Origin of the sequence: Xenorhabdus mauleonii (genome assembly GCF_900113945.1) — a bacterium.
Classification (GTDB): domain Bacteria; phylum Pseudomonadota; class Gammaproteobacteria; order Enterobacterales; family Enterobacteriaceae; genus Xenorhabdus; species Xenorhabdus mauleonii.
Map to the genome: position 1 here is coordinate 1 of NZ_FORG01000018.1, position 26,482 is coordinate 26,482.

The following is a 26,482-nucleotide window of genomic DNA, read 5'->3' on the forward strand; positions in this document are numbered from 1 at the left end:
ATAACAAAGGTCAGGCCAAGCTCATACTGGAAAAAGAGTTGGAATTGGAGATTTCAGGTGAAGTGATTGTCATGTCTATTCTACCGGCCAACTTCACCGGACAACAGAATCTGGACGGTATTAAGAAGGTCACCACAGTACCGGGTTCACCTGGAAACAATACATCTGGTGGCAACAATGGCACCATCGTCGATCCGGATGCGAAACCGATTGTTAAGAATTTGGAACTTCATGGGAGATTGCAAGTTGGCGATACAATAAGAGGTGAATATGCCTTTGGTGCCAATAAGGGGGATCCCGTCGATCACTCAGTGTACACATGGTATCGAATTAAGGGGAAACCAAGCCCGGATAAATTGAAAATTGTACCTGACGAAGAAAATAAAGAGAAAATCCTCGGCCCTATTGCGGTCACTGATAATGGTAAGGTACCGCTCTATACTCTTCAGAAGAGTGAGATGGAACATTTTATCCGACTAGAAGTGCAACCTATGCATGGTGGACAGCCCTTGGGTGATAAGTTAGTGGTAACTACAAATATAGACAAGGAAGATAATGGAAATAAAAATCTTTCGGGAGGGAGTGACAGTTACGGCCGGGTAATCGATCCAGATTTGGGGCCCGAAATATCCGACTTGAAGATAGGCATAGAAGTTGAAGGCGATAAAAAATATCTGACAGCAACCTACCAGTTTAAACCCAAACAGGGAGCAGATGATGAGGATAAATCCCGATTCCTATGGGGTGAGTATGCAGTAGGCGATGAATTCACAACAAGGAGAGATGTGTCCAGAGTAGGCCGTACAGTGGAGAAAAACCAGGCTGTTGCTGCACAACCTCATAAGGTTCCTCGATACGAAAAACCATTAGACGAGCTTTCTGGCAAAATCATTGCACTATCGGTGCAGGGAAAAAATAGATCGAATATGGACGGTAATACTGAAGACGCAGATACCAAAAAGGATGCTAAAGAATTGGGCGATAATGTTAACACAGATGGCGTGATAAAAGGTAAAGCGGATGTTATTGAGGCAAAAATGAATAAAACGGAGGCTAAAGCCAGAGTTAATCTGCTTAACAAGGATCAACCGCTTAGTGATGAAGAATCTGCTAGGCTAACCATTAAAACCACAAAAGGCGGAGCCAATATTGGAGGTGTGCCGGTATCCATTGAAATGACTTACGAAGTGCGTACTCCAAACAATCTGAATCATAAGGATTTTCCTGATAGTGATAGACCAAAGGTAACGGCAAAATTGGAAGTAGAGGATAAAAAAGGTGTTTTATATGACAACCCTAACATACAGGATAGGAAAATAACTTATACAGGTCATACGGATGAAAATGGCGATTTGATTATCAAGGTGACTGATCCTGACGGAAAGGGAGTGAAAACCAAGATAAATGTCACTACGGGGGGAGCTCCTGATGAGAATTTAGATATTACCTTTACGGTAATTACCAGCCCGAATGTGGATGGAGCCACTTATTACGGGCATATGGAGAACACAATCACAACCGAAAATGGATTGGTTTTCCATCGTCCTACAATAAAGAAAGAACACTTAGGGACTGTTGACGTATCGTCACCTGTAGTTGATGGGGAAATATGGACATATCATCGTTATACAAAGGTCATGGGGTATTGTACCGAACGTGGACTCCAGACGCCAAGCACCTCGGAATATTTAGATTTGGCTAAGGAGTCAAATGAGAAATTTGGTGTGGAAAAAAATGCAGTAAAAAGAAAATACGGATGGCCTACAAAATATGAATATTATGCATCCAATATAGTACCTCAAGGTGAGCCTGGCGCAGGTTATCGACGAACCGTAGATCTTGAAATATTAACAGTTGGTCGGAATAACAATAGCCAATTAGTAGCTTGCCGTAATCCTTAATTCTTTTAATCTTAACTAAAACTGCCCTTTGTTGTCACTGCAACAACAAGGGGCAGTTTTTTATCTCAGCTAAAGTACTTATGACGCACCCGAACACCTTGGCTCACCAACACCAACACGCCAACAACCAAATAAACAGCAAAAATGCCAATCAACCATTGCGGCATATCCAGTGTCAGAAATTCCCACTGTTTAATCGAGCAATCACCATACGCCTGAAATACGGAAGGTAACCATTCATGCAGTGGCAGCCAAGACGGGAAATCAACAAAGAAATCGCAGGTGTTAAACGGAGAAGGGTATAACTGCATCATGGTGTGATCCCACGCAAGCCTCAATCCTTGCCAGCGCTGTAAATCCACAGTTTATTGCTGTGTCTCAAATACAATGAAGTGCGAGTTAGATGCGGTTATTCGTATGCTTACAATCCCATTACATGAAGCGACAAAGAGACTGGTCGCTGCTATTCCCTTTTTGGGGGAAGATACGTCTGAAGATGCTTACCAAGACGCATTAGAAATGGTGGATTTACCTGATTAAAACGATGATACCAGCCCGCTGATAGATTTTCTGGTGGAAAAAATCGCTGAATACGAAGACAACAACGAACGCTTTGCCGCATTTAATAAAACGGTAGAAACTATGCCTACAGGCGTCGCTGCATTGCGGGTATTAATGGATCAACACGGTCTTTCTTATTCAGACCTAAAAGAAGAGATTTGCTCGAAGTCACTTATCAGCCAGATTTTTTCTGGTAAACGTTCATTAACGATTGCGCATATCAAGGCACTTTCCAAACGCTTCAACGTAAAGCCTGATATTTTTCTCTGAAAAATATGCTGTGGCCGTTTAAAATGATGTTGCTGGGCTATTCATCGTATAGGCTCACAATAAAGGGAATAATCGATACAGAACATAGTAAACTTTAAAAACTTTTATTAGCACCTTTAAAGGTGCCATTATTAGGTTTTTATAAAATATATCACCTCTTTCTGGAGTCTAATATGGCATATCAAATATTAACGACAATTGCAGCCAGTATTACCGATTTAAAACGTAATCCAATGGGAACTGTTGCAGAAGGGGAAGGAAGCGCGGTTGCAATTCTGAATCGTAATGAACCCGCATTCTACTGTGTTCCGCCAGAGTTATATGCCTACTATCGGGAATTGGCAGAAGATGCTGAACTCAATCGCATTGCAGATGAGCGACTGGAAAATCCTGAATTCGTGAGTGTCAACCTCAATGAATTATAAACTTGAATTTGAGAATCGAGCACTTAAGGAGTGGCGGAATCTGGGACACACAATACGGGAGCAACTTAAAAAGAAGTTGGCTGAACGTTTAAAAAAACCCCATGTTCCTGCGTCTCAATTAAGTGAGCGCACCAACAGATACAAGATCAAACTTAAGTCATCAGGATATCGTTTGGTTTATGAAGTGGTTGATGAAAAGGTGTTGTTGCTTGTTATCGCTGTTGGTAAACGATCCGATGACGAAGTTTATAAACTCGCCGATAAACGATGATCTATACCCTTAGTCTTCCATATCGAAAACCGTCTGGCTTGAGATCAACGGCGGTTTTTAACCCACATAAGTTTTACCAGTACTCAATAACGTTTAATACCATTTAACCCCCCCTACTCAAAAAAACTGGCACGTACCTTTGCTTCAAACGATTTATCATCTGCTATCGCGTTTTATTACGGCTATTTAATTTGATTGAACATAATTTTTAGATAGACTAATCTGTCTAATAATTAACTTATCGCTTAAGTCACCCTCTGTAAGGACGATAAATGGCAAGAAATCTCCTCCCCCTTCTTGGCTTTTGTTTTTCTCTATTCAGTTTTTATACCTATGCCGAGCCTTCTCAACAGCAAATGCGCGTTTCAACCACAACGGTGCAGGCTGTTCCTTTTACGCCTTCAGTTAAAATTGTGGGAACTGTGGTTGCCAGAAATGAAATTGCGATAACCCCCGCGTTAACTCAACTGGTCATCACCGATGTTCTGGTCGAAGAAGGTGACGATGTAAAACAAGGGCAGATTTTAGCGACGCTGGAAACGCCGATTCAGGATGAGAAAGTCAAAAGAGCACAGGCAGAACTGGAAAAAGCACTGGCTTTGGTGAAACAAAACGAAGCGAAGAATACTCAAGCTCAGTCTGAACTTAAACGGGCAAAACCGCTGAGCGTTACCGGCGTGATTTCTGCCAGTGAATTCGATGAGTACAAAATGGAGGCAAGCTCGGCCTTATCTGCCCTCAATGCAGCCAAAGCAGAATTCCGGCAGTTGCAGGCACAATTGGCCGAAGAAAAAACCCAACGGGCCAAAACCACCATCATCGCCCCCAAAGACGGGGTTATCAGTGAACGTGTCGCCACCAGCGGTATGATTACTGACAATAATTTCTTGTTTAAGTTGATTGAAAATAACCAATATGAGTTTTCAGCCGATGCCTATATCTCCCATTTAAAGCAGGTGAAACTCGGTTCTTCTGCGGTCATTAACCTGACAGGCGAAGATAAAATAACCGGCAAGGTGAGATATATTTCACCGAAAATTGATTCAATCACTCAAATCGGCAAAATCAGGATCGCCCTTGAAAATGCCCCCAAAGATATCAAGTTGGGTGATTTCGGCTCCGCCTTGTTTCAGCTTAATCCTGAGACAATCAATGCCATTCCTTATAGTGCCGTCACGATGATCGCCACAAACATCGCGTCCGATAAAAATAAAGCAACGGTCTTTGTGGTTGGCAAAAATAATGCTGCCGAGAAAAAACACGTGATCACCGGACGGGTGTTTGATAACTGGATTGAAATAAAGTCAGGATTATCACCAAAGGATAAAGTCATTGTTTCTGCATCGCCCTTCCTGCAGGAAATGGATACTGTTTCTCTGACATCACAGGAAAAATAAGATGAAATTCCAGTTATCAGAATGGGCGATCAGGAAGCCGATCCCGACGATTGTTATTTTTTTGGCACTCACGGTCGCGGGGTTATTCTCCTTTGATAAACTCCCCATTAACGCCAATCCTGTGATTACTTTTCCGGTTGTGACTGTCACGATTACGCAAAGTGGTTCGTCCCCTTCTGAACTGGAAAACGCCGTTACCCAACCTGTAGAACGCGCTATTTCAGGCTTGCCCGGGATCAGGCACATTAACTCAACCATCACCGATGGTGTCTCTATCACGATTGTTGAGTTCAGTTTAAACGTAGATCCTAACGTTGCCATTAATGATATCCGCGAGCAAATTACCCAAATCCGGGCGGAATTACCCCAGACAATAGAAGAACCCCTGATAAGCCGAATTGATGTCGAAGGCGGTGCCATTCTGAATTATGCCGTTCAATCAAAAAATAAGAGTCTGACCGAATTGTCGTGGTTTGTGGATGATACGTTAAGCAAAAAGTTATTAACGGTTAAAGGCAGCCAAAAAATCACGCGCTTGGGGGGAACAACCCGGGAAATTTTGGTCGAACCTGATCCGGTCAAGATGGCAGCGTTAAAGATCAGTATTACCGACATTAACCATCTATTGCTCCAGAATAACGTCAATATTCCCGGCGGAAATATGACAGTTGCCGGGCAAAATCACACCATACGTGTCTTAGGTGCGAAAAATGAAGTGGATTATCTGCGTCAACTAAAACTGCCCTTGAATAATAATAATTGGGTGACGCTGGGCGATATTGCCACTATCAGTGATTCACATAAAGAGGCGGTTACGATTGCCCGTTTGAATGGCAAAGAGGTGGTTGGCTTTGCTGTATACCGTGCAAGAGGTTCCAGTGATACCGCCGTCGAAAAAGGAGTTACGCAAGCCCTGGAGGAGATTCGTCAAGATCATCCTGATATTGATATCAAGCTGGTGACATCAAACGTTAAATACACCGTGGACAGTTATAATCTGACCATGCAAACGCTTTTCGAAGGCGCAGCATTAACGGTTATTGTAGTGTTTTTCTTCCTGAAAAGTTTGCGGGCGACACTGATTGCCGCGATCGCTTTGCCTTTATCAATTCTGCCGACGTTTATTGTGCTCTATATCTTCGGCTACACGTTAAATAGCATCACGCTGCTGGCATTAACCTTGGTTATTGGTATCTTGGTGGATGATGCCATCGTCGAAATAGAGAATATCGAGAAATATATTGAGCGCGGTGAACGGCCTTATATTGCCGCGATTAAAGCATCAAATGCCATTGGTTTTGCCATCATTGCCATTACGATTACCATTGTGGCCGTTTTCTTGCCGGTGAGCTTTGTTGGTGGCTTCGTCGGCAAATATTTTGTGCCGTTTGGTATTACGGTATCCGCCGCTGTGTTGTCTTCATTGCTGGTCGCCAGACTGGTCACGCCCCTGATGTCGGCTTATTTACTGTTGCCCAGAAAATCGTCACCTGAAAAAGAGAAGAAAGCAGATGACGTCGAGATGCCGAAATGGATCAAAACATATCTTTCTCTTTTGGGCAGGACATTAAAATTCCGCAAAACAGCGTTAGCGGTTGCATCGGTTTTTCTTTTGGGATCATTAGTCCTGGTCGATTTATTGCCATCCGGTTTCTTGCCAAAATCTGATGTCAGTATTGCCAAAATAGAGGTTGAAACCCCACCGGGAACTCAGGCGGCTCAAAGTGACAAAGTCTTGCAGCAAATTATTAATAAGCTGAAAGATCGTTCCGAAATTATTGATATTTTTTCTGTTGCTGGGGCAGATGATTCATCCGGCAATATCAATCAGAATAAAAGCAGTATTCTGATCAATTTAGTGCCTATCAATGAACGTAAATTATCACAAAGAGAGTTTGAGCAATCACTGGCACCTGTTTTAAATGAAATCCCAGATATTCGCTATAATTTGGGCAATAACGACGGTGGCAGGGATGTGTCAATTGTGTTGGCAAGTGACAATCCTGAAATTCTTTCCCAAACAGTGAATCAGTTGCGCCACGAAATGATGGGAGTGACGGGATTGAAAAACATTCAGATCTTGCAACCCTTGCCACGGCGGGAGGTCATTGTTAAGCCCAATATCGCCGAAGCTGCCAGAGCAGGCGTCACGACGGAAAACATTGGTTCCGTCATCAGAACAGCAACCATCGGTGCGGGTGATGCCAATGTCTCTAAATTTAATTTACCGGACAGGCAAGTTCCTATCCGTGTCTTATTATCGAAAGAAAACAGGGACAGCCTGACCGTCTTGAATGATCTCTATGTCAACAGTACATCGGGAACCAATGTTCCCATCAAATCGATCGCTGATATCTCTTTTTCTTCTGGCCCGGACAAAATTGAGCGTATTTCCCGCCAGCGCAAAGCGGCTATTGAAGCTGATCTCAGTGGCATTGAAATTGGAACGGCGCTGGAGCAAATCGATAAATTGCCCTCATTGAAGAATTTGCCACCCGAGGTCAAAAGAGTGCTCTATGGCGATGTGGAATACATGGACGAGATGTTTGACCGTTTTTCCACCACCATGCTGCTGAGTGTTTTGATGGTACTGGCTATTTTAATTATTTTATTTAAAGATTTTTTACAGCCGCTGACGATTTTAATTGCCCTGCCCTTTGCCATAGGTGGTGCTATCATCGCTTTGCTTCTCTATAATGCCGCAATTGATATGCCTGTTATTATCGGCCTATTAATGCTGATGGGAATTGTAACCAAAAACTCTATCTTATTAGTTGAATTTATACTCGAAAGAGCCCGTTCAGGTATGTCACGGAATGAGGCGATTATTCAGGCTGGCAGAGAGCGTGTCCGGCCCATTATCATGACAACAATTGCCATGATTGCCGGAATGATCCCTCTTGTCTTAACCAGCGGGGCAGATGCCAGTTTCCGGGCGCCTATGGCGATTGCGGTGATTGGCGGCCTGCTGAGTTCAACATTGCTGAGTTTGCTGTTTGTACCCGTTATTTATAGTTATATGGATGATTTTAAAAATTTTATTACTCCATATCTTAGAAAATTGTCATCGGTAACGAAGGACGATCTCGATTATCACTGACAATGAAGAGGAAGATAAGGTGAAAAAACTAACGGAAAAACAGAAAGCCAAACGCAAACATATTCTTGATGCCGCGATATCCTGTTTTATCGAAAAAGGGTTCCATGCAACGTCGACCGCAGAAATCTGCAAGGCGGCGGGCATGAGCCCCGGGAATCTGTTTCACTATTACCCGACCAAAAATGCCATAATTGAAGCTATCGCAGAAGAAGATTATCAGGACTACGAAAAAATTTTGTCTGATTGTCACGATGAAAGCTCATTCATCACGACAATAGAAAAAATAATGGCAGAGCTGCTGCGGCTTTCGGATCAACCCGGCTATGCCCGTCTCGGTATCGAACTTATTGCTGAAGCCAGCCGCAATCCCAATGTTTATAAGATTTTTATCGAAAACGATAAAAAAATCAGGAAACGCCTGACCGCATTAATTCGCCAAGGCATTGAAGCAGGAGAAATCAATCGGCAACTTAATGCAGAACAGGCAGCGTCTTGGATAATGACGACCATTGATGGAACTATCGGCAGAAAAGGGATGGAATCAGAGTATGAATGGGCAGGAAATTTTGATTTTCTGACCAGCATGATACGCAAGGCGTTGGCACCGTAATCGCCGATTCCGATAATCTCTCCCATCAACCAGTAGCGACACGCGCCCAGCTAAGGTATTATTGCCCGCTATATTTTGGTACACGCCCTTTATCAATTGAATTTATGGCAAAAGAACAAACTGATCGCACCACACTGGATTTGTTCGCAGATGAACGCAGGCCAGGGCGACCTAAAACAAACCCGCTGTCCAGAGATGAGCAGCTTAGGATCAATAAGCGCAACCAGTTGCGAAGAGATAAGGTCAAGGGATTGCGTCGAGTGGAACTCAAACTCAATGAAGACGCCGTTGATGCACTGAATCATCTGGCAAAACAGCGTAATATCAGCCGCAGCGAGCTGATTGAACAAATGCTGTTAGCCCAACTGGCAGAAGAAAATCACCTTGCCGATTAACGGCTTTTATTCAACAACAATGAAGCTACGCACCACACAAATCTGACAGATTTGTCATGGATGTTTGGTCAAAATAACGCTTTTCATTTTATAAAAACTGACATTTTTCCTGCTGATTTCAGCGCGATGTGTACAAATTAAATACACATAGAAAACAAGAGGTTAACCCATTTTATGGCAATAATAGGTATATTCTTCGGCAGCGATACCGGCAACACAGAGAACATCGCTAAAATGATCCAAGAAAAATTGGGCGGTGCTGATGTTGCTGAAGTTCACGATATTGCCAAAAGTAGCAAAGAAGATATAGAAGCCTTTGACATTTTGCTACTTGGCATCCCGACTTGGTATTACGGCGAGGCTCAGTGTGATTGGGATGATTTCTTCCCAACACTGGAAGAGATCAACTTTGAAGGAAAACTGGTTGCTCTGTTCGGTTGTGGTGATCAGGAAGACTATGCAGAGTATTTTTGTGATGCCATGGGCACTATTCGCGATATTATTGAGCCTAAAGGTGCTATTATTGTGGGTCACTGGTCGACAGAAGGATATCATTTTGAAGCCTCTAAAGGGATGGCTGATGACAACCACTTTATCGGTTTGGCCATTGATGAAGATCGTCAGCCAGAATTAACTGATGAACGCGTAGATGTCTGGGTTCAACAAATCAAGACTGAAATGAGCTTATCAGAAATTCTGGGAGCATAAGTTCCCGCCGCAGGATATTTTCTTGCATAATGTGTCATGATATCAGACCTGGCATGGTTTTCATTTTGGATATCCATGCCTATAATCAACAACGTGAAACAGAATCATGATTCCCTCACGATACCCCTAAGTATCACAAGTTCACTTAACTCAAGTTACAGGACTGAATCCGCATGACCGACAACAATAAAGCATTGAAAAATGCTGGACTTAAAGTAACGCTTCCGCGATTGAAAATTCTGGAAGTGTTACAGGACCCAGAATGCCATCATGTCAGTGCGGAGGATCTCTACAAAAAACTGATTGATATCGGTGAAGAGATTGGCCTCGCCACTGTCTATCGCGTGTTGAACCAGTTCGATGATGCCGGCATTGTCACCCGCCACAATTTCGAAGGCGGCAAATCGGTTTTTGAACTGACTCAACAACATCACCATGACCATCTGATTTGTCTCGATTGTGGTAAAGTCATTGAATTTAATGACGAATTTATTGAAGAACGTCAGAAAAACATCGCTGAACGTTATGGGATTAAACTTTCAAACCATAGCCTCTATTTATATGGTCACTGCGCTGTTGGTGATTGCCGCAAAGATAATACGCTGCATGATGAGAATTCATAAGAAACAAGCACAATAAGAACTGATTGAAGTTGAAAAATTAATTGAAGTTGAAGAATTAATTGTAATTGTTAGTTTTTGCTGTTTGATTTGGTTTGAATAAGCTACTGCCGATTAGCATGGGCTAATCGGCAGGTTGCTTTAAATGCTGGTGTTTGTTCTTTATTCAGCTTTTACTTCACCTAGTTTTTACTTCATCTATCCGGCTGAAACGCTGGCCATCGCTACTGACAGAACGGATTTTCACATGACTGCTGACTGACGGCCTTTGCCTGTCATTGTAAACCTGCCATGTTTTGCCATCATCCAGCGAATATTGAATAACGACGCCCGGCAATGCAATGTTGGCTTCAAATACTCCATCAATAATTCTGCCGCCCGGCACTGGCAACCGATATGAAATCCTTGCCTTATCCAATTTTGCCAGCTCATGTTGCCCTATCAGATTGGCGAAACGTTGCCAGTCGTGATGAAGTGCGCTGATATCAACATAACGTGTTATTCCTCCCTTATATTCCCTGCCCTGCTGATAAGTAAGCTCCCAATCCGCCCGATACCATGCCCGTTCTGCCAACGGCAATAAGCGCGGATAAATCATATATTCCATCTGGTCATCTGTTCTTACTGTTTCGCTCCATGATTGCCCTGACATCCCATAAGCACCCGGCCAGTGTTTATTGCTGTGAGCATTGAAGTGATTGCCATCACGATCTACCGAGGTTTCCGCATTTTGTGGCATGTTGTTTGGCGCAAAACTGAAAACTTTCTCTTCATCATTAAACCGAGTTGCCCAATAATAACCACGTTCCTTCGGATTGACTTCATACGGCATATCGAGATAAACATAATCAGGGCTGGAAACGACAACCCGATAGCCTTTATTCGCCCAATCGTTTACCGAGTCATAGCCTCCCCAATAGAGGGTATCCCAGAAATTGACCGCAACATGCTTGGTGGCGAAATCTTTTGCCGATTTGGCATGTTTCAACCCATCCTGCCATGCCTGCATCGTGTCAATGCCATGCCGGTTGACGATTTTGCTGACTTCAATGGCAAAATAACTGGCAAGTTCATCAACATCTTTAATGACACCCTGTGCAATCATCTTTTGGCAAACTTGGGATTTTGCCCAAGGCTTGTCTTCAATTTTTTGGTCGATAATGCCTTTATGGGGCACAATTGGCCCATCTTTATCCTGATATCCCGCCCCCAGACGGATGTTTTTTGCTTCATCGCCACCAAAATGCCAAGTATTCAATGGCAATCCGGCTTCTTTATGCATAGACGCAATTTCACCGATCACTTTATCAATAAACCGCTTGGAGGAATCCATGCATGGGTTAAGGTAGCTTCGATGATCGTAGAACTGTACAGACGTTGTATTTGAGGTATCCGTCGGATCAAGCAGGCGATATTCATTGGCCTCCTGCACCTTTCCCTGCGCCAGCAATTTGTTATAACGCGCTTCCATCGATACCACTGCGGCACGGGCATGGGCTGGCAAGTCAATTTCCGGGATAACTTCTATCTGCCGGGCCTTGGCATAGTTCAAAATATCAAGATAATCCTGACGGCTAAAATAGCCGCTACCCATGTTATTGTTATCCGGCCCTGAACCCAATTGCGGCAGCAGGCACCAAGTTTCGCTCAAATCATGGCAACGTTGGCTACCAACGTCTGTCAGCTCCGGCAATCCGGGAATTTCCAGACGCCAGCCTTCATCATCACTTAAATGGAAGTGAAATTTGTTCAACTTATAGTTGGACATTTGATCGAGCAGACGCAAGACAGCTTCTTTGCTGTGGAAGTTACGGCCGACATCCAAAAATACGCCACGATATTCAAATCTTGGTGCATCTTTTGCCTTTAATGTCGCGATTTTTGGAGTGCCATTTGCGGGAAGCAAGGAAAGCAATGATTGCAGACCATAGAATACGCCTGACTGATCAAACGCAATGATTTGTGCTCCCTTGGTCGTGATTTCCAGCGTATATGCGCCTTTCACCCGCCAATGCTGATTAAACTTGTTTGCATTGATTTGGGTCGCAATCTGATAACCGCTATCAGTCAGCGTAATATTGTAGGATTTGAAACGATCCCTGATTACATTAATGGATGACCCATCCAACCCTCCCAGTTCCAATTTAACACCGCGAGATAAATCAACATCTTGGGAATGAATGGTTAGTTCTTGAGGCGTAGGAATAATCTGCCCACGCAATTTATCCTCACTAATTTTTACCATCTGATTGTTTTTTCTGAAGCGATTTTCAGGTGTCATCAGAATATTGTTATCATCAGTGGTGCGTTTCCATTGCTCGCCTTCCAGATCAGATAAAAATTCACTGATATTTTCCGTATCCGTATTTTTCAGGATTTTTGGTATCGCATCACCGGATGTGGCGTACCAACGCGGCATAAAATCTGTACTGAAAATTTGCCAATATTCACCAATAATAGGCAACACAACGCGTTCATTGGCCTTGATGCCTTTGAATTTCTCTGTCGGCTCCAACTTATGCAAATCGCCTGTGATATGGGTAATTTTGTATTGGTCATGATCGAGTTTCAAGATCTGGCGAATACTGTGAAAATAGATAGCCCAATCCGCCGCATCAATCGCTTGGGGGCCGTTACTCAAGGTAATGTTGACCCGGTTACAGACAGCAGAATCAGCCCCCAAAATGGCGCAATCTGTGCCGTGCGATCCGGCTTGATTATCAATAACCTTGAAATTAACTTTTAACTGGCTCAGTGAATCCACAACGTGCTGTGATGACATTTGCTGCGACACCTGCGGTGACATTTCTGCATGGACACATCCCATAAATCCAACTGCTGTGATGAGTGCTGCCAAGGTACGTAATTTAACGGTTTTCATAAATTACCTCGTCCGAATTTATTATTTTTTTCGATGGGGCAAATTTTAGAACAAATAATGTACAGATTTGGCTAGCTAATAACCCTATACAATATAGGACTATAAGGCAATTTTTAATCTCTGGGGGAAGGAATTAATTTTCATTACGATGCTGTTAAGATCAAGATAAAAACCACTCTGACAAACCCATGTTGTTGCCAGGCAGCCCGACTAATTTAGCCTATAGACCGGAAAAACAAAACCCCGTTGAAATAACGGGGTTTTTTAACATCTTCATGAGCAAAATTTACAGGTTAGATAACCAGAGTTACCTTACGCTTGTGAAATTTTTGCCCAAGTATCACGCAGGCCAACCGTACGGTTGAAGACCAAATTTTCAGCACTTGAGAGACGGCTATCAGCACAGAAATAACCTTCACGCTCAAACTGATAATTGTCTTCTGATCGTGCGCTTGTCAGCCCCGGTTCCACAAATCCTTTACGCACTGTCAGCGATTCAGGGTTAATGGTAGACAGGAAATCATCTTCTGCGCCTGGGTTTGGTACGCTGAACAGACGGTCATACAGATAAAATTCCGCAGGAACACCGTGTGTTGCGCTGACCCAGTGAATAACACCTTTAACCTTGCGGCCATCAGCCGGATCTTTGTTCAGTGTTTGCTCGTCGTATTGACAATAAATTGCCGTGATATTGCCTTCCGCATCTTTTTCAACACGATTTGCCTGAATCACATACGCATTACGCAAGCGCACTTCTTTGCCCAATACCAGACGCTTATATTGACGGTTCGCTTCTTCGCGGAAGTCAGCACGATCAATATACAATTCGCGGCTGAACGGCACTTCACGGCTGCCCATTTCCGGTTTGTTCGGATGGTTAGGCATGGTCAGAATGACTTCGCCTTCTGGCATGTTCTCAATGACCAGCTTCACCGGATCAAGAACCGCCATTGCACGCGGTGCATTTTCATTCAGATCATCACGGATGCAAGATTCCAATGACGCCATTTCAACGTTATTGTCTTGTTTTGTGACACCAATGCGGCGGCAGAATTCACGAATGGAAGCAGCAGTATAACCACGGCGGCGTAAACCAGAAATGGTCAGCATACGTGGATCATCCCAACCACTCACGATGTTTTCTGTCACCAATTGGTTCAGCTTGCGCTTCGACATCACGGTATATTCCAGATTCAGACGAGAAAATTCGTACTGACGCGGATGGCAATCAATGGTGATGTTATCCAATACCCAATCGTACAAACGACGGTTATCCTGGAATTCCAGAGTACAAAGGGAATGGGTGATCCCTTCCAGTGCATCGGAAATGCAGTGCGTGAAATCGTACATCGGGTAGATGCACCACTTATTGCCTGACTGGTGATGCTCCGCAAATTTAATACGGTAAATCACCGGATCACGCATGACAATAAACGAGGATGCCATATCAATTTTGGCACGCAGACACGCTTTGCCTTCTTCAAATCCACCAGCCCGCATTTTTTCAAACAGCGCTAAGTTTTCTTCCACGCTGCGATCACGATACGGGCTGTTTTTACCCGGAGCTTTCAAAGTACCGCGATATTCACGGATCTCTTCCGCGCTCAACTCATCAACGTACGCCAATCCTTTGTTGATTAACTCAATGGCGTATTGATACAGCGTATCGAAATAGTCAGAAGAGTAACGGATATTGCCGCTCCACTCGAAACCCAACCATTTTACGTCATTCTGGATAGACTCAACGTATTCGATATCTTCTTTAACCGGGTTTGTATCGTCAAAACGTAGGTTGCATTGTCCCTGATAGTCTTGAGCGATGCCGAAATTCAGGCATATCGATTTAGCATGACCGATATGCAGATAACCGTTAGGTTCAGGCGGGAAACGGGTATGTACGGATGTATGTTTACCAGTTGCCAAGTCTTCATCAATAATCTGACGAATAAAGTTTGTCGGGCGGGCATCTGCCTCACTCATCGTTTTTTCCTCAATGCAAAAAGCGCTTCAATATAACCCCTTATAATCTAACAAGAGGAACTGAGAAACAACACTTAGTTAGCGGTAAATAACAGTTAGTGGTAAATACAGGAGCTTAATTGAACAAGCGTAGATAAACACAGGCAAGAAAATCTCAATATAAAAAAGACAGCTATTTATTATATAACCCGTAGCTAATCAAAAAATATGCGGAGCCTCATTAGGATCTCCGCATAATATCTGGCCTTTACTTGTCGATATATTTACTTTTCGCTGCCTTTACTTGCCAGTACTTTGTTCATGGAAAAAGCGGTAGTCCATAAAGAAGCAATGAGGAGGAGAGTTATCACCCATGCAAAAGATGCCACTCCCGTGCTATCAAGCAAAATACCACCGATAACGCCACCAGCGGCAACTGCGGCATTCCATCCCGTTGTATAAATGGCTTGTGCAACATCAACTGAATTACCGGAGAAACGCGATAATGCGGTTTGAGTAATGGTCGCAAACCCACCAAAGGCCAAACCCCAAATAGCGATGCACAGGTAAACCATTTGTGGAATATCACCCCAAAAACCAAGCAGCAAAGCTGCCAAAATGAAAATGGCAATGCTTGTTACAGCAAGAAATTGCAACCGGCGATCGATCATCATGCCGACAAACCATAATCCCACGATAGAGCCAATGCCAAAAATGAGTAGAATGAAATCGACATTTTTGGACAAACCTGAAGATGCAAGGAAAGGCTCAATGTAAATATAAAGAATGTTGTGGGCAATAATGAACGTAAAGACCACAAATAATACAGAACGAATCCCTGTTTTCATAAATACGCCAGCAAGAGATTGGCGTTGCTCCCTAGATTGACCAGGAAAATCCGGAACAACAGCTATCACCCATACAATGAGCAATAATGCTATGGCTGTCATCAAGCCAAAAGCCCCTTGCCAACCGATGAATTGCCCAAGCAATGAACCCAGTGGCACACCGAGTACCAGAGCGATGGTAGCCCCTGCGCCTGATATTGCAATAGCCCTCCCGCTGAGATGGGACGGCGACATGCGGACTGCATAGCCAGCGAGCAATGACCAAACAATTCCACCAAAAATGCCCGCAAAAAAACGGGTGACTAATGAAATGTGATAATTATTGGAAAGTGCCGTAATAAGATTGACCACTGCAAAGCCAAAAATGGCAGTCAACAGAAGAGGACGTCGGTGTATGCCTTGAGTAAGGGTTGTCACTGGAATCGCTGCGATCAACGCGCCCATCGCATAGGCGGTAATAAATTGACCTGCCAGGCTTTCAGAGACACTCAACCCTTCTGCAATGGAAGAAAGCAATCCTGCTGGCATGATTTCGGTCAACAATGTAATAAAAGCTGCGACTGCCAAAGCCATTAATGCTGCAATCGGCAATCGTTCAATTTCTTTGTGTTGTGTAGCCACAGTCTTGTTATTCATCAATCTGATTCCTCAAAAGTAGAATCCATTCTCGCGCCTACAAAATGTGCCTTTTATGTATTTATTCTTTATAAAAAAAATTACAATGAGAAATTATAATATGGCTAAATATACTCAAGATGTTGAAGTTAGGGCTGCGGTAGGAAAAAGAGTAGCTTAGCCTAACGGTTGGCAGAATCATGTGAGGCACAGAAGGTGTTAGCAGCATGCATTATAATATCGCCTTCATGTGACATAAATAAAAGTAGCCGGTTAAAAGGAGTTACAGATAAGTTTTATCATTTGCCAACTTTCATTCTTAGGTATTGATGCTATGTTACATCGTTATCTATGTCCTCAGAATTCTGTAACTCATCTTTAGAAGTTCGGCCGTGTGATGAACGAATAACGCCACTGCGCATTTCGTTCATCACACGGCCGAACAGGTAGGAACATGAATAAACTGATTCAACAACTGTTAGTTTATTTTAGTACCTGAAATAAGTTTGATTCTTTGGCAATGACTTGACCTTGCGCCATGATTATAACGCCTGAGTAATCGTCAATATTACTGATAACAATCGGGCTGATTATCGATTTAGCATGGACATTCAAATAATCAAGATCCAACTTCAATATTGGTTCTCCAGCTTGCACTCTCACCCCTTCCTCAATCAAACGTTCAAAACCTCTGCCATTTAATGTCACGGTATCAATACCAATATGAACAATGACTTCAGCACCATTATCAGCTTCAATACATACGGCATGGTTGGTATCAAAAACTTTCACCACGGTGCCTGAAATAGGTGAAAAAACAGTATTGGAAGAGGGTTTTATCGCTATACCTTCCCCAACTAATTTACTGGAAAAAGCTTCATCAGGGACATCTTCCAACTTAACCAATTCCCCTGACATAGGTGCAATCAATGTCAAAATTGCTTCGCTTTTCTGCGGGCTTTCTTTTTTGGCCGGAATACTTTCATCAGCCTGCGAGGTTTCTGTCATTGCTTCAACAGTATTGCCTTGCGCCAGTACCTCTTTCATGGCACTGGCAATTAATTCCGCCCGAGTCCCGACAATAATCTGCACGCTTTGTTTATTCAGGCGGATAACACCAGAAGCACCAAGGCGTTTTACCAATCTTTCACTGACTACGCCTGAATCTTTCACCGACAAGCGTAACCGAGTGATACAGGAATCGATATTTGTCAGGTTATCTGTTCCCCCTACAACCGCAATGTATTGATGTGCTTCTTCCTGAATACTGACACCCGAATTATTGTCTTTTTTCGCGATGCTAACATTATCATCACCCGCTTGCCCTGCTACTGGCATTTCACGTCCCGGCGTCATCAGATTGAATTTTTTGATGGTGAAACGGAATACAACGTAGTAAAGACAGAAGAACACCAAACCTTGTGGGATCAGCATGTACCAATGAACCGCCAAGGGATTGCGCGAGGAAAGCAGCATATCAACAAACCCTGCACTGAAACCGAAACCGGCAATCCAATGCATTGCTGCCGCGATATAGACCGAGATTCCCGTCATGACGGCATGCAAAAAATAAAGCACCGGCGCAACAAACATGAAAGAGAATTCCAGCGGCTCTGTGATCCCGGTAAAAAAGGCGGCAAATGCCCCCGCCATCATCAAACCGGCAACCTTAGCTTTATTTTCAGGCCGAGCGCAGTGATAAATCGCCAATGCTGCACCAGGTAAACCAAACATCATAATCGGGAAGAAACCTGCCTGATAGCGGCCGGTCGTGCCTATAACTGCCGTTCCTGCTTCAATGGACTTCTGTCCCCCGAGGAAATTGGGAATATCATTAATACCCGCAACATCAAACCAGAATACGGAGTTCAAGGCATGATGCAGACCAACCGGTATCAGTAGACGATTAAAGAAAGCATAAAGACCTGCACCTGTTGATCCTAGCCCCATGATGCTTTCACCAAATGCTACCAGCCAATCGTAAACGACCGGCCATACAAACATCAGGATGAAAGAGACAAGAATCATCAAGAAAGAATTCAGGATGGGAACTAAACGGCGGCCACTGAAAAAAGATAATGCTTGTGGTAATTCCACGTTATTGTAACGATTGTATAATTCAGCTGACAGTACACCAACCAAGATGCCTATAAATTGATTATCGATCTTACTAAATGCCTTTGGCACTTCTTCAACCGGAATTGATTTGATCATTGATACTGCTTCCGGAGAACACAGTTTCATGACAACAATAAATCCGATTAACCCTGCCAGTGCAGCGGCACCATCCTTATCTTTCGACATACCATAGGCGATACCCACTGCAAACAGCATTCCCATATTGGTCAAAATGGCATTACCTGACGTAAGAAGTAATGCCGCTAGAGCGTTATTAGCGCCCCAACCTGTTGGATCTATCCAATAACCTACACCAACCAATATTGCCGCTGCCGGCAATGTTGCCACAGGCACCATCAATGCCCGGCCAATTCGTTGTAAGTAGCTCAGAATGTTCACTCACGCCCCCTTGAAGCTCCGTTGATGGAGTCTTTTAGTTAATTAATGATGGATAGCATCATTTATTTGTTTATTGTTAAAGCATTTTTAGTCTAAAAAAATTATTTTGTATCGCAAATTAATTCCTTCTGATATGTGATTAAAATCACTGGAACAGATAAATTTTTGATCAAAATACTAGCTGACACACAAAACTTATTTTATTATGAAAAATATCTAGAGCGCATGGAATGAGCCAAACACCGATTCAAGAAGGATGATGTAAACTTTGATTTTTTAGCTAACGCGCATCGCATTGGTAACATTGATATTTTGAATATCGCGTATATCGTGTATGGCTTTCATAATTAAACTAATAAATAATTTTTAAGAGGTAATCATGAGGTTGATCCCTTTAACTACAGCAAGTGATGTTGGTCGGTGGTCTGCCCACTATATTGTCAGTAGAATCAATGCGTTCAATCCTACGGCTGAACGCCCTTTCCTGCTTGGGCTTCCTACTGGCAGCACCCCACTGGCCACTTACAAGGAACTTATTTCCCTGTACCAAACAGAAAAAGTCAGCTTCAAACATGTTGTCACATTCAATATGGACGAATATGTCGGCCTGCCAGAAGATCACCCTCAAAGCTATCATTCATTCATGTACCAAAATTTCTTTAATCACATTGATATCAGAGAAGAAAACATCAATTTACTGAACGGAAATGCAGAAAACATTGATGCTGAATGTCTACGTTATGAAAATAAAATCAAAAGTTATGGCAAGATCCATTTATTCATGGGTGGCGTCGGTAATGACGGGCATATTGCTTTCAATGAACCTGCGTCTTCCCTTTCTTCCCGTACCCGAATCAAAACCCTGACTATTGAAACGCGGACAGCCAATTCTCGTTTTTTCAATAATGATGTAAAACAAGTTCCCCAATATGCATTAACTGTCGGTGTAGGTACGTTGATGGATGCCGAAGAAATTATGATTCTGGCTACCGGAATGAATAAGGCACAGGCATTGCAAGCCGCGATAGAAGGGAACATCAATCATATGTGGACAATCAGTTGTCTCCAGATGCACCCAAAATCGCTCATTGTCAGTGATGAACCTGCAACAATGGAGCTGAAGGTGAAAACAGTGAAATATTTCAGACAATTAGAAGTTGATATTATCAATGAATTCGCCAGCTAGAATTTATTTAGGAGCTAGGAAGTCGATATGTACGCATTAACCAATTGCATTATTTATACCGGATATGACAGGCTTGATAACCACGCAGTTGTCATTGCAGATGGTTTAATCAAGCAAGTTTGTCCACTCAAAGAGTTGCCAGACAATATTGAGAAGCACGATTTAAATGGTGCAAATCTCTCTCCTGGGTTTATCGATCTGCAAGTCAATGGATGTGGCGGCGTCCAGTTTAATGAGCGGTTGGAGGATATTTCAGAAGAAACTCTGCATATCATGCAGAAAACCAATCAACGTTATGGCTGTACCAGTTTTTTGCCTACCCTCATCACCGGTCCCGATGAATTAATGATAAAAGCCATTGAAGTGATGCGCGATTACTTGAAAAAGAATCCTAATCAAGCATTGGGGCTGCATCTGGAAGGGCCTTATATCAATCCAATAAAAAAAGGCACTCACAATACCGCTTATATTCGTAAGCCGACCTCTGAAATGGTGAATTACTTGTGCCTGAATGCAGATGTGATTACCAAAATCACACTCGCGCCTGAAATGGTAGACGGTAAGTATATTCAGCAATTGCACGAAGCCGGCATTATTATTTCTGCCGGCCATTCAAATGCCACTTATGAAGAAGCACGCCACGGTTTTCAAAATGGGATAACTTTTTCTACTCATTTATATAATGCCATGCCTGCCATTTCAGGCCGCCAACCCGGGTTAATCACTGCCATTTATGATTCCTCCGAAGTCTATGCCGGCATTATTTGTGATGGCCTGCATGTGTCATGGCCCAATATCCGCAACACCAAAAAGTTGAAAAATGAAAAACTGATTTTAGTCACGGATGCGATCGTGCCCGCGGGATTAGCACCGGATGCAATGACGCAATTTACCTTTGCCAATAAAACAATATATTATCGAAACGGCTTATGTGTTGATGAAAATGGCACGCTAAGCGGTTCCTCAATCACAATGATTGATAGCGTCAAGAACAGTGTTGAACATGTTGGTATTGCTTTGGATGAAACGTTGCGGATGGTAACGCTCTACCCAGCCCGGGCAATAGGGGTTGATAGACACCTCGGTACAATTGAACCCGGTAAGGTAGCGAATCTGACCGCGTTTACTCACGATTTCAAAATCTGCAAAACCATTGTTAACGGAAATGAAGTCCAACTATCGTGAGTATAACGTCTGATGAGTAATGAAAATGCACAGAAGCAAATCGGTAACATCGATCTGGTTAAACAGCTAAATGGGGCGGTTGTCTATCGATTAATTGACCAGCATGGGCCAATATCACGCATCCAAATTGCAGAAGAAAGTCAGCTTGCTCCCGCTAGCGTAACCAAAATTACTCGTCAGTTATTGGAACGTGGGTTGATAAAAGAAGTCGAGCACCAAGCTTCTACCGGTGGCAGACGGGCCATTTCTATTATTACAGAAACCCAGCGCTTCCATACCATTGGTATTCGGCTCGGGCGCCATGATGCAACCGTGGCGCTGTTTAATATGGGTGGCAAGACTTTGGCGGAAGAACGCTACCCTTTATTGGAAAATACCCAACAAGCGCTCGAAAAACAGATTATTTCCACCATTGAGAATTTTATCGACAAGAATCAGCGCCGTATCCATGAATTAATTGCTATTTCAATTATTCTGCCGGGGTTGGTTGATCCTGATGAAGGCATTGTCCGTTATATGCCACACATTCAAGTAGATGATTGGCCGTTGGTTAATAATCTCAGGGAGCGTTTCAAAACCTTCTGCTTTATTGGGCATGACATTCGCAGCTTTGCATTGGCCGAAAATTATTTCGGGGCCACCCGCGACTGTGAAGACTCCATTTTGGTACGTATCCACCGTGGCACAGGTGCAGGCGTCATCATCAACAACAATATTCTGGTTAATAAGCGCGGTAATTTGGGGGAAATCGGGCATATCCAGATAGAGCCGCTGGGTGAGCGCTGCCATTGCGGTAATTTTGGCTGTCTGGAAACCATCGCCTCCAATTCTGCGATCGAAGCCAGAGTGCAGCATCAACTTCGTCAGGGATACCCAAGCCAGCTTGCCTTGAATAACTGCAATATCTATGCAATTTGTCTCGCGGCCAATGAAGGTGATCCACTGGCAACAGAAGTCATCAGGCAAGTCGGGCTTTATCTTGGCAAAGCGCTTTCTATCGCCATTAACTTATTTAACCCTCAGAAAATCGTTATCGCAGGAGATATCACAGAAGCAGAGCAGGTATTGCTGCCAGCCATTCAGAGCTGCATCAATACCCAAGTACTAAAAGCATTTCGTGAAGATCTCCCCATTGTTGTTTCGAAGCTAAATCATTACTCTGCAATAGGTGCATTCGCATTAACAAAACGCGCTATGCTTAATGGTGTACTGCTGCAACACCTTCTTGGAGGATAATTCAACCGTTTTTGCTGTGATTGTCGACAAAATGATTACAGGACGAACAAACAAACGATTTTGTGCATATTTCTTTAAAAAAGCAGTTGACGCATCTGTCTGATATACGCATAATGCGCCCCGCACCGCCGATGAAGGCAAAGCGAAAAAAGATGGCTACGTAGCTCAGCTGGTTAGAGCACAGCACTCATAATGCTGGGGTCACAGGTTCGATTCCCGTCGTAGCCACCATCTTTGCGGGAGTGGCGAAATTGGTAGACGCACCAGATTTAGGTTCTGGCGCCGCAAGGTGTGCGAGTTCAAGTCTCGCCTCCCGCACCATTTTCTTTGTCGGGTTGTACTTAGAATAGGTTTGATTTACGATTTTAAGTTTTAGTGTGTTGTTTCAGGTGGGGTATCGCCAAGCGGTAAGGCACCAGGTTTTGATCCTGGCATACCCTGGTTCGAATCCAGGTACCCCAGCCATTTTACTGAAACATATGATTAAAACGAAAAGCGAATTAAGTCCATATTCTAAGAATAACAGGTTGCAGTGATAACATTCAGTTGGGGTATCGCCAAGCGGTAAGGCACCAGGTTTTGATCCTGGCATTCCCAGGTTCGAATCCTGGTACCCCAGCCATATCGCTGATAGTTATCAAAACTTCAAGAACATTGTAAATGGCTACGTAGCTCAGCTGGTTAGAGCACAGCACTCATAATGCTGGGGTCACAGGTTCGATTCCCGTCGTAGCCACCATTTACAAATCCAGTTGGGGTATCGCCAAGCGGTAAGGCACCGGATTCTGATTCCGGCATTCCCAGGTTCGAATCCTGGTACCCCAGCCACGTTCTAGTAAGATGGAAGATTCATAAGGCCACCAAGAGGTGGTTTTTTTGTTTTTATGCCTTCAAACCTTTCTCATAAAAACCTCTGTATAACTCCCTATTCAATTACTTAATTAACATAAACTTTCACTCAATATTTAACCAACCGAAGTCCCCTCTTTAATCACACACGGCTTTATCAAAACCTGATAAATTTCATTGATTTCTCACTTGTCATTTTGTGCCATTCTCTCCACAAAACATACGGCTTATCAAATAGTAGCCAAGCTCTATCTCCAGTATTGATGAACCGATTTTATTGTTGTTCACTGGCGGAGAAGTATCCACCGCCTTCATGTTACTTAGCAATGTGTATTGTTGATTAAAATGAGGGATAAATATGAGTACACAAGATAATAAGCCTGATACATCAAGCGCAGAAAAAGATGGCATTGTCCGTGTAACAACACCGGAATATGTCAAAGAATTGATTCAGGAGCATGCCCAAAGCCGCAACCATCCAGAGGCAACACTAAAAGATAAGGGATTTGTATCACTAAGCAATGATATCAATAGCGATAGTGAAACAAGCGCATCAACTCCCAGAGCAGTAAAAACAGCCTATGATTTAGCTAATGCCGCGAATCAAAATGCGAATAATGCCAACGAGAATGCTGACAACGCAAACAAGAACGCCAATAACGCAAATGAAAATGCCAATACGCGCTTAGCGAAAGACCAAAACGGCGCAGACATACCCAATAAAAAAGAATTTGTTAAAAACCTAGGATTGGAATCGTTAATGGGAGAATTTTCCTTACCAGTTGGGGTTCCCGTTCCTTGGCCAACAGAATCCGCTCCAGCAGGTTGGCTGATATGCAATGGCGACCCCTTTGATAAGACCAAATATCCGAAACTTGCCCTTGCTTATCCATCCGGGGTATTGCCTGATTTAAGGGGTGAATTCATCCGTGGATTGGATAATGGGCGTGGTGCAGATCCAGACAGAAAATTATTAACGCATCAAGAAGGAACCATCGTTTCAGGCTTTGATGACAACGATACAGGTGATATCAGTTCTATTGGTGCACCTCAATATGCGTTTGGTGATCCCATGACACCTAAGCAGTGGGAGAATATCAAAGGCAAAAAATGGATATATTGGAATAAAAATAACATGTCAAACCGTTATGATTGGTGGGCTTATGTTTCAGCCCGCCCACGTAACGTCGCATTCAATTACATTGTAAGAGCGGCTTAATTTCAAGCTCACAATTAAGCCCGCAGATAAGCCTGCAGAAAACTGCGGGCTTATCATTTTCTATGGCAATCTCGCCCCAGTATTCACTTTAGAAATTCAGATAGGCCAATCTCAACAGCAAACTCTGTCAATTCGTTGGAATTAGTACCATATTATTGAAGTACTCGTTTTTTGCTTTTCAATTAAAAGTGAGGTTAATGATGAATACAAATCGAGATGATATTAACAAAGCGGCGGGAAAAATATTATTAGGCTTCAAAAGAATTAATCGGTTCGTGGATAACTATTTGCCATATCTTAGTGAAAAAGATAAAAAAGCCATTAAAGATCAAATAAATTTATTAAATGATAAACTTAAATCTTAGATTTATCAGAACAAGCACAACAGAAATTTAGCGCTTCCACAACGATGCATAAAACCGGCAACATCAGCCCCATGAGGGGCTGGTTATTCCAATCTATACTCACCCATTCATAACAACACGATTGCCTGACAATAAGAAGAATCAATCACAATCCCAAAGCATATTTCAGTGCAAGATTTTTCATTGCACCTGAACGCTGTGCCGCCATCAACGCCAAATTTCGTACTGTTTTCAACCCCGGCAAATCATTACTGAACGCAGTATGGAAAAGATCCATTCCCGCCTGCATCATCAAATTATCCGGCATCCTACGGCGCTGATAACGTTGCAGAACCGTTAAAGAATCCCATTCCTCCAGCAATTCCCTGGCTTCCGTTAGTACTTTGAGTAATGCATCAACATCCCGATAGCCTAAATTCACCCCCTGCCCCGCCAAAGGATTGATGGTATGCGCCGCATCTCCCAACAAAACTAATCCTTCTCGTACATAACGGCTGGCGTGATGGCGAGTCAATGGGAACGAACCCGCGGCAATTGGGGTGACTTTACCGAGGCGGGCAGGAAATGCCTGAAAAATTTCCTGCTCAAGTTGAAGCATTGTCATTGATTGTAATTGGCGAATACGGGCAGGAGAATCGTACCAGACCAATGAAGCCCATTGATCAAACAGCGGCAAGAACGCTCTGGGGCCAGACGGGAAAAATTGTTGCCATGTCGTATCTTGTTGAGGTTTGTTAGTTTTGACTGTTATCAGCATGCACGACTGTCGATACTGCCATCCTTTACTGCCAATGCCTGCCAACTGGCGAACTTGAGAACGCGCCCCATCCGCGCCAATAATCAACCGGGTATCAATTTCAGTACCATCAGCCAATGTCACCAGCCATGTTTTATTCTGATGTTGGCGCTGCATAGATTGCAAGGCTGCGGGGCAAAATAGTGTCAAATTTGGATAACGGGGGAATTCTTGCCACAATGCCAATTGCAAGACACGGTTTTCAAGCATGTGCCCTAATTCTGGCAGCCCCAGACTTTCTGCATCGAAAATAACATTAGAACCGTTTTGCTCCCACGTTTCCAATTTTCGATAAGGCGCGCTACGCATTTGCAGCACATTTTTCCACACGCCCAATTGTTTTAATAAGTCCACAGAAGCACAGCTAATCGCAGATATGCGGACATCCGGTTCACTACCCGCATCGTAGGGTGCAGGAGACTGATGCTCCAACAAGGCAACACGCCAGCCTTCCTGCGCCAGTCCCAATGCTGTCGCGGCGCCAATCATGCCTGCGCCCACGACAACGATATCGAATTTCTGTTGTGGATTATTCATATTCATCATGCCATTAACTTATTGATTAAAA

General features: G+C 43.4%; 18 protein-coding genes, 6 tRNA genes and 2 pseudogenes. 20 read left to right on the forward strand and 6 right to left on the reverse strand.

Annotated features, from left to right (window positions below; translation table 11 throughout):
• On the forward strand, nucleotides 1–1,901 hold a 1,901-nt coding region (locus tag BM100_RS15580; protein WP_139216972.1), incomplete at its 5' end, for an adhesion domain-containing protein.
• A 65-nt stretch (nucleotides 1,902–1,966) separates the two neighbouring features.
• Here BM100_RS15580 and BM100_RS15585 read toward each other — a convergent pair.
• Nucleotides 1,967–2,265, reverse strand: a pseudogene (locus BM100_RS15585) (disulfide bond formation protein B); the annotation flags it as partial.
• 53 nt (nucleotides 2,266–2,318) lie between these two features.
• Between BM100_RS15585 and BM100_RS15590 the strand changes: the two are divergent.
• From BM100_RS15590 to fur, 9 genes and pseudogenes are all read left to right on the forward strand, one after another.
• Nucleotides 2,319–2,732: pseudogene (locus BM100_RS15590) on the forward strand (helix-turn-helix domain-containing protein).
• Between the two features lie 173 nt (nucleotides 2,733–2,905).
• Nucleotides 2,906–3,157 (forward strand): type II toxin-antitoxin system Phd/YefM family antitoxin, encoded by a 252-nt coding sequence (locus tag BM100_RS15595; RefSeq protein WP_092512577.1) that lies wholly within the window; start codon nucleotides 2,906–2,908, stop codon nucleotides 3,155–3,157.
• A complete protein-coding gene (locus BM100_RS15600) occupies nucleotides 3,147–3,428 on the forward strand; it encodes a type II toxin-antitoxin system RelE family toxin (RefSeq protein WP_092512579.1) in 282 nt (93 codons plus the stop codon). Before BM100_RS15595 ends, BM100_RS15600 begins: the two co-directional genes overlap by 11 nt.
• A gap of 272 nt (nucleotides 3,429–3,700) precedes the next feature.
• Nucleotides 3,701–4,825, forward strand: a complete 1,125-nt coding sequence (locus BM100_RS15605) for an efflux RND transporter periplasmic adaptor subunit (protein ID WP_092512581.1) — start codon at nucleotides 3,701–3,703, stop codon at nucleotides 4,823–4,825.
• A 1-nt stretch (nucleotide 4,826) separates the two neighbouring features.
• Nucleotides 4,827–7,925, forward strand: coding sequence for an efflux RND transporter permease subunit (locus BM100_RS15610; protein WP_092512583.1), 3,099 nt, complete (start codon nucleotides 4,827–4,829; stop codon nucleotides 7,923–7,925).
• Nucleotides 7,926–7,944: 19 nt separating this feature from the next.
• Nucleotides 7,945–8,535, forward strand: a complete 591-nt coding sequence (locus BM100_RS15615; protein WP_092512585.1) for a TetR/AcrR family transcriptional regulator — start codon at nucleotides 7,945–7,947, stop codon at nucleotides 8,533–8,535.
• Between the two features lie 104 nt (nucleotides 8,536–8,639).
• The gene (gene ybfE, locus BM100_RS15620) at nucleotides 8,640–8,930 is read left to right on the forward strand and encodes a LexA regulated protein (RefSeq protein ID WP_086108058.1); all 291 of its coding nucleotides are present in this window, start codon (nucleotides 8,640–8,642) and stop codon (nucleotides 8,928–8,930) included.
• Nucleotides 8,931–9,104: 174 nt separating this feature from the next.
• Nucleotides 9,105–9,638, forward strand: coding sequence for a flavodoxin FldA (gene fldA, locus BM100_RS15625; RefSeq protein ID WP_092512587.1), 534 nt, complete (start codon nucleotides 9,105–9,107; stop codon nucleotides 9,636–9,638).
• A 173-nt stretch (nucleotides 9,639–9,811) separates the two neighbouring features.
• The gene (gene fur, locus BM100_RS15630; protein WP_092512589.1) at nucleotides 9,812–10,261 is read left to right on the forward strand and encodes a ferric iron uptake transcriptional regulator; all 450 of its coding nucleotides are present in this window, start codon (nucleotides 9,812–9,814) and stop codon (nucleotides 10,259–10,261) included.
• Nucleotides 10,262–10,436: 175 nt separating this feature from the next.
• On the opposite strand, the gene BM100_RS15635 is transcribed toward fur, so the two are convergent.
• The 4 genes from BM100_RS15635 to nagE all read right to left on the reverse strand — a co-directional run bounded on the left by BM100_RS15635 (nucleotide 10,437) and on the right by nagE (nucleotide 19,078).
• Nucleotides 10,437–13,139 (reverse strand): beta-N-acetylhexosaminidase, encoded by a 2,703-nt coding sequence (locus BM100_RS15635; RefSeq protein WP_092512591.1) that lies wholly within the window; start codon nucleotides 13,137–13,139, stop codon nucleotides 10,437–10,439.
• A 312-nt stretch (nucleotides 13,140–13,451) separates the two neighbouring features.
• On the reverse strand, nucleotides 13,452–15,119 hold the full coding sequence (gene glnS, locus BM100_RS15640) for a glutamine--tRNA ligase (RefSeq protein ID WP_092512593.1): 1,668 nt from the start codon (nucleotides 15,117–15,119) through the stop codon (nucleotides 13,452–13,454).
• Between the two features lie 263 nt (nucleotides 15,120–15,382).
• Complete coding sequence (locus BM100_RS15645) at nucleotides 15,383–16,582, reverse strand: MFS transporter (RefSeq protein ID WP_092512595.1); 1,200 nt, start codon at nucleotides 16,580–16,582, stop codon at nucleotides 15,383–15,385.
• A 462-nt stretch (nucleotides 16,583–17,044) separates the two neighbouring features.
• Nucleotides 17,045–19,078 (reverse strand): N-acetylglucosamine-specific PTS transporter subunit IIBC, encoded by a 2,034-nt coding sequence (gene nagE, locus BM100_RS15650; RefSeq protein WP_092512597.1) that lies wholly within the window; start codon nucleotides 19,076–19,078, stop codon nucleotides 17,045–17,047.
• Nucleotides 19,079–19,457: 379 nt separating this feature from the next.
• On the opposite strand from nagE, the gene nagB reads away from it, so the two are divergent.
• From nagB to BM100_RS15700, 10 genes are all read left to right on the forward strand, one after another.
• Complete coding sequence (nagB, locus tag BM100_RS15655; RefSeq protein WP_092512599.1) at nucleotides 19,458–20,264, forward strand: glucosamine-6-phosphate deaminase; 807 nt, start codon at nucleotides 19,458–19,460, stop codon at nucleotides 20,262–20,264.
• 27 nt (nucleotides 20,265–20,291) lie between these two features.
• Complete coding sequence (nagA, locus tag BM100_RS15660) at nucleotides 20,292–21,449, forward strand: N-acetylglucosamine-6-phosphate deacetylase (RefSeq protein WP_092512601.1); 1,158 nt, start codon at nucleotides 20,292–20,294, stop codon at nucleotides 21,447–21,449.
• Between the two features lie 12 nt (nucleotides 21,450–21,461).
• On the forward strand, nucleotides 21,462–22,685 hold the full coding sequence (gene nagC / locus BM100_RS15665) for a DNA-binding transcriptional regulator NagC (protein ID WP_092512603.1): 1,224 nt from the start codon (nucleotides 21,462–21,464) through the stop codon (nucleotides 22,683–22,685).
• A 154-nt stretch (nucleotides 22,686–22,839) separates the two neighbouring features.
• A tRNA-Met gene (locus BM100_RS15670) sits at nucleotides 22,840–22,916 on the forward strand.
• A 5-nt stretch (nucleotides 22,917–22,921) separates the two neighbouring features.
• A tRNA-Leu gene (locus tag BM100_RS15675) sits at nucleotides 22,922–23,006 on the forward strand.
• A gap of 69 nt (nucleotides 23,007–23,075) precedes the next feature.
• Nucleotides 23,076–23,150: transfer RNA gene (locus BM100_RS15680), tRNA-Gln, on the forward strand.
• A gap of 82 nt (nucleotides 23,151–23,232) precedes the next feature.
• A tRNA-Gln gene (locus BM100_RS15685) sits at nucleotides 23,233–23,307 on the forward strand.
• A gap of 40 nt (nucleotides 23,308–23,347) precedes the next feature.
• Nucleotides 23,348–23,424 (forward strand) — tRNA-Met (locus BM100_RS15690).
• A gap of 14 nt (nucleotides 23,425–23,438) precedes the next feature.
• Nucleotides 23,439–23,513 (forward strand) — tRNA-Gln (locus BM100_RS15695).
• Between the two features lie 379 nt (nucleotides 23,514–23,892).
• Nucleotides 23,893–24,753, forward strand: coding sequence for a phage tail protein (locus tag BM100_RS15700; RefSeq protein WP_092512605.1), 861 nt, complete (start codon nucleotides 23,893–23,895; stop codon nucleotides 24,751–24,753).
• Nucleotides 24,754–25,263: 510 nt separating this feature from the next.
• Here BM100_RS15700 and ubiF read toward each other — a convergent pair.
• Nucleotides 25,264–26,451, reverse strand: coding sequence for a 3-demethoxyubiquinol 3-hydroxylase (gene ubiF, locus BM100_RS15705; protein ID WP_169924764.1), 1,188 nt, complete (start codon nucleotides 26,449–26,451; stop codon nucleotides 25,264–25,266).
• Nucleotides 26,452–26,482: the final 31 nt, after the last annotated feature.

Bases quoted from the DNA above. Each gene is read 5' to 3' on its own strand.
- BM100_RS15595 (WP_092512577.1), top strand. From the start codon at position 2,906: ATGGCATATCAAATATTAACGACAATTGCAGCCAGTATTACCGATTTA.
- BM100_RS15600 (WP_092512579.1), top strand. From the start codon at position 3,147: ATGAATTATAAACTTGAATTTGAGAATCGAGCACTTAAGGAGTGGCGG.
- BM100_RS15605 (WP_092512581.1), top strand. From the start codon at position 3,701: ATGGCAAGAAATCTCCTCCCCCTTCTTGGCTTTTGTTTTTCTCTATTC.
- BM100_RS15610 (WP_092512583.1), top strand. From the start codon at position 4,827: ATGAAATTCCAGTTATCAGAATGGGCGATCAGGAAGCCGATCCCGACG.
- ybfE (WP_086108058.1), top strand. From the start codon at position 8,640: ATGGCAAAAGAACAAACTGATCGCACCACACTGGATTTGTTCGCAGAT.
- fldA (WP_092512587.1), top strand. From the start codon at position 9,105: ATGGCAATAATAGGTATATTCTTCGGCAGCGATACCGGCAACACAGAG.
- fur (WP_092512589.1), top strand. From the start codon at position 9,812: ATGACCGACAACAATAAAGCATTGAAAAATGCTGGACTTAAAGTAACG.
- BM100_RS15635 (WP_092512591.1), bottom strand. From the start codon at position 13,139: ATGAAAACCGTTAAATTACGTACCTTGGCAGCACTCATCACAGCAGTT.
- glnS (WP_092512593.1), bottom strand. From the start codon at position 15,119: ATGAGTGAGGCAGATGCCCGCCCGACAAACTTTATTCGTCAGATTATT.
- BM100_RS15645 (WP_092512595.1), bottom strand. From the start codon at position 16,582: ATGAATAACAAGACTGTGGCTACACAACACAAAGAAATTGAACGATTG.
- nagB (WP_092512599.1), top strand. From the start codon at position 19,458: ATGAGGTTGATCCCTTTAACTACAGCAAGTGATGTTGGTCGGTGGTCT.
- nagA (WP_092512601.1), top strand. From the start codon at position 20,292: ATGTACGCATTAACCAATTGCATTATTTATACCGGATATGACAGGCTT.
- nagC (WP_092512603.1), top strand. From the start codon at position 21,462: ATGAGTAATGAAAATGCACAGAAGCAAATCGGTAACATCGATCTGGTT.
- BM100_RS15700 (WP_092512605.1), top strand. From the start codon at position 23,893: ATGAGTACACAAGATAATAAGCCTGATACATCAAGCGCAGAAAAAGAT.
- ubiF (WP_169924764.1), bottom strand. From the start codon at position 26,451: ATGAATAATCCACAACAGAAATTCGATATCGTTGTCGTGGGCGCAGGC.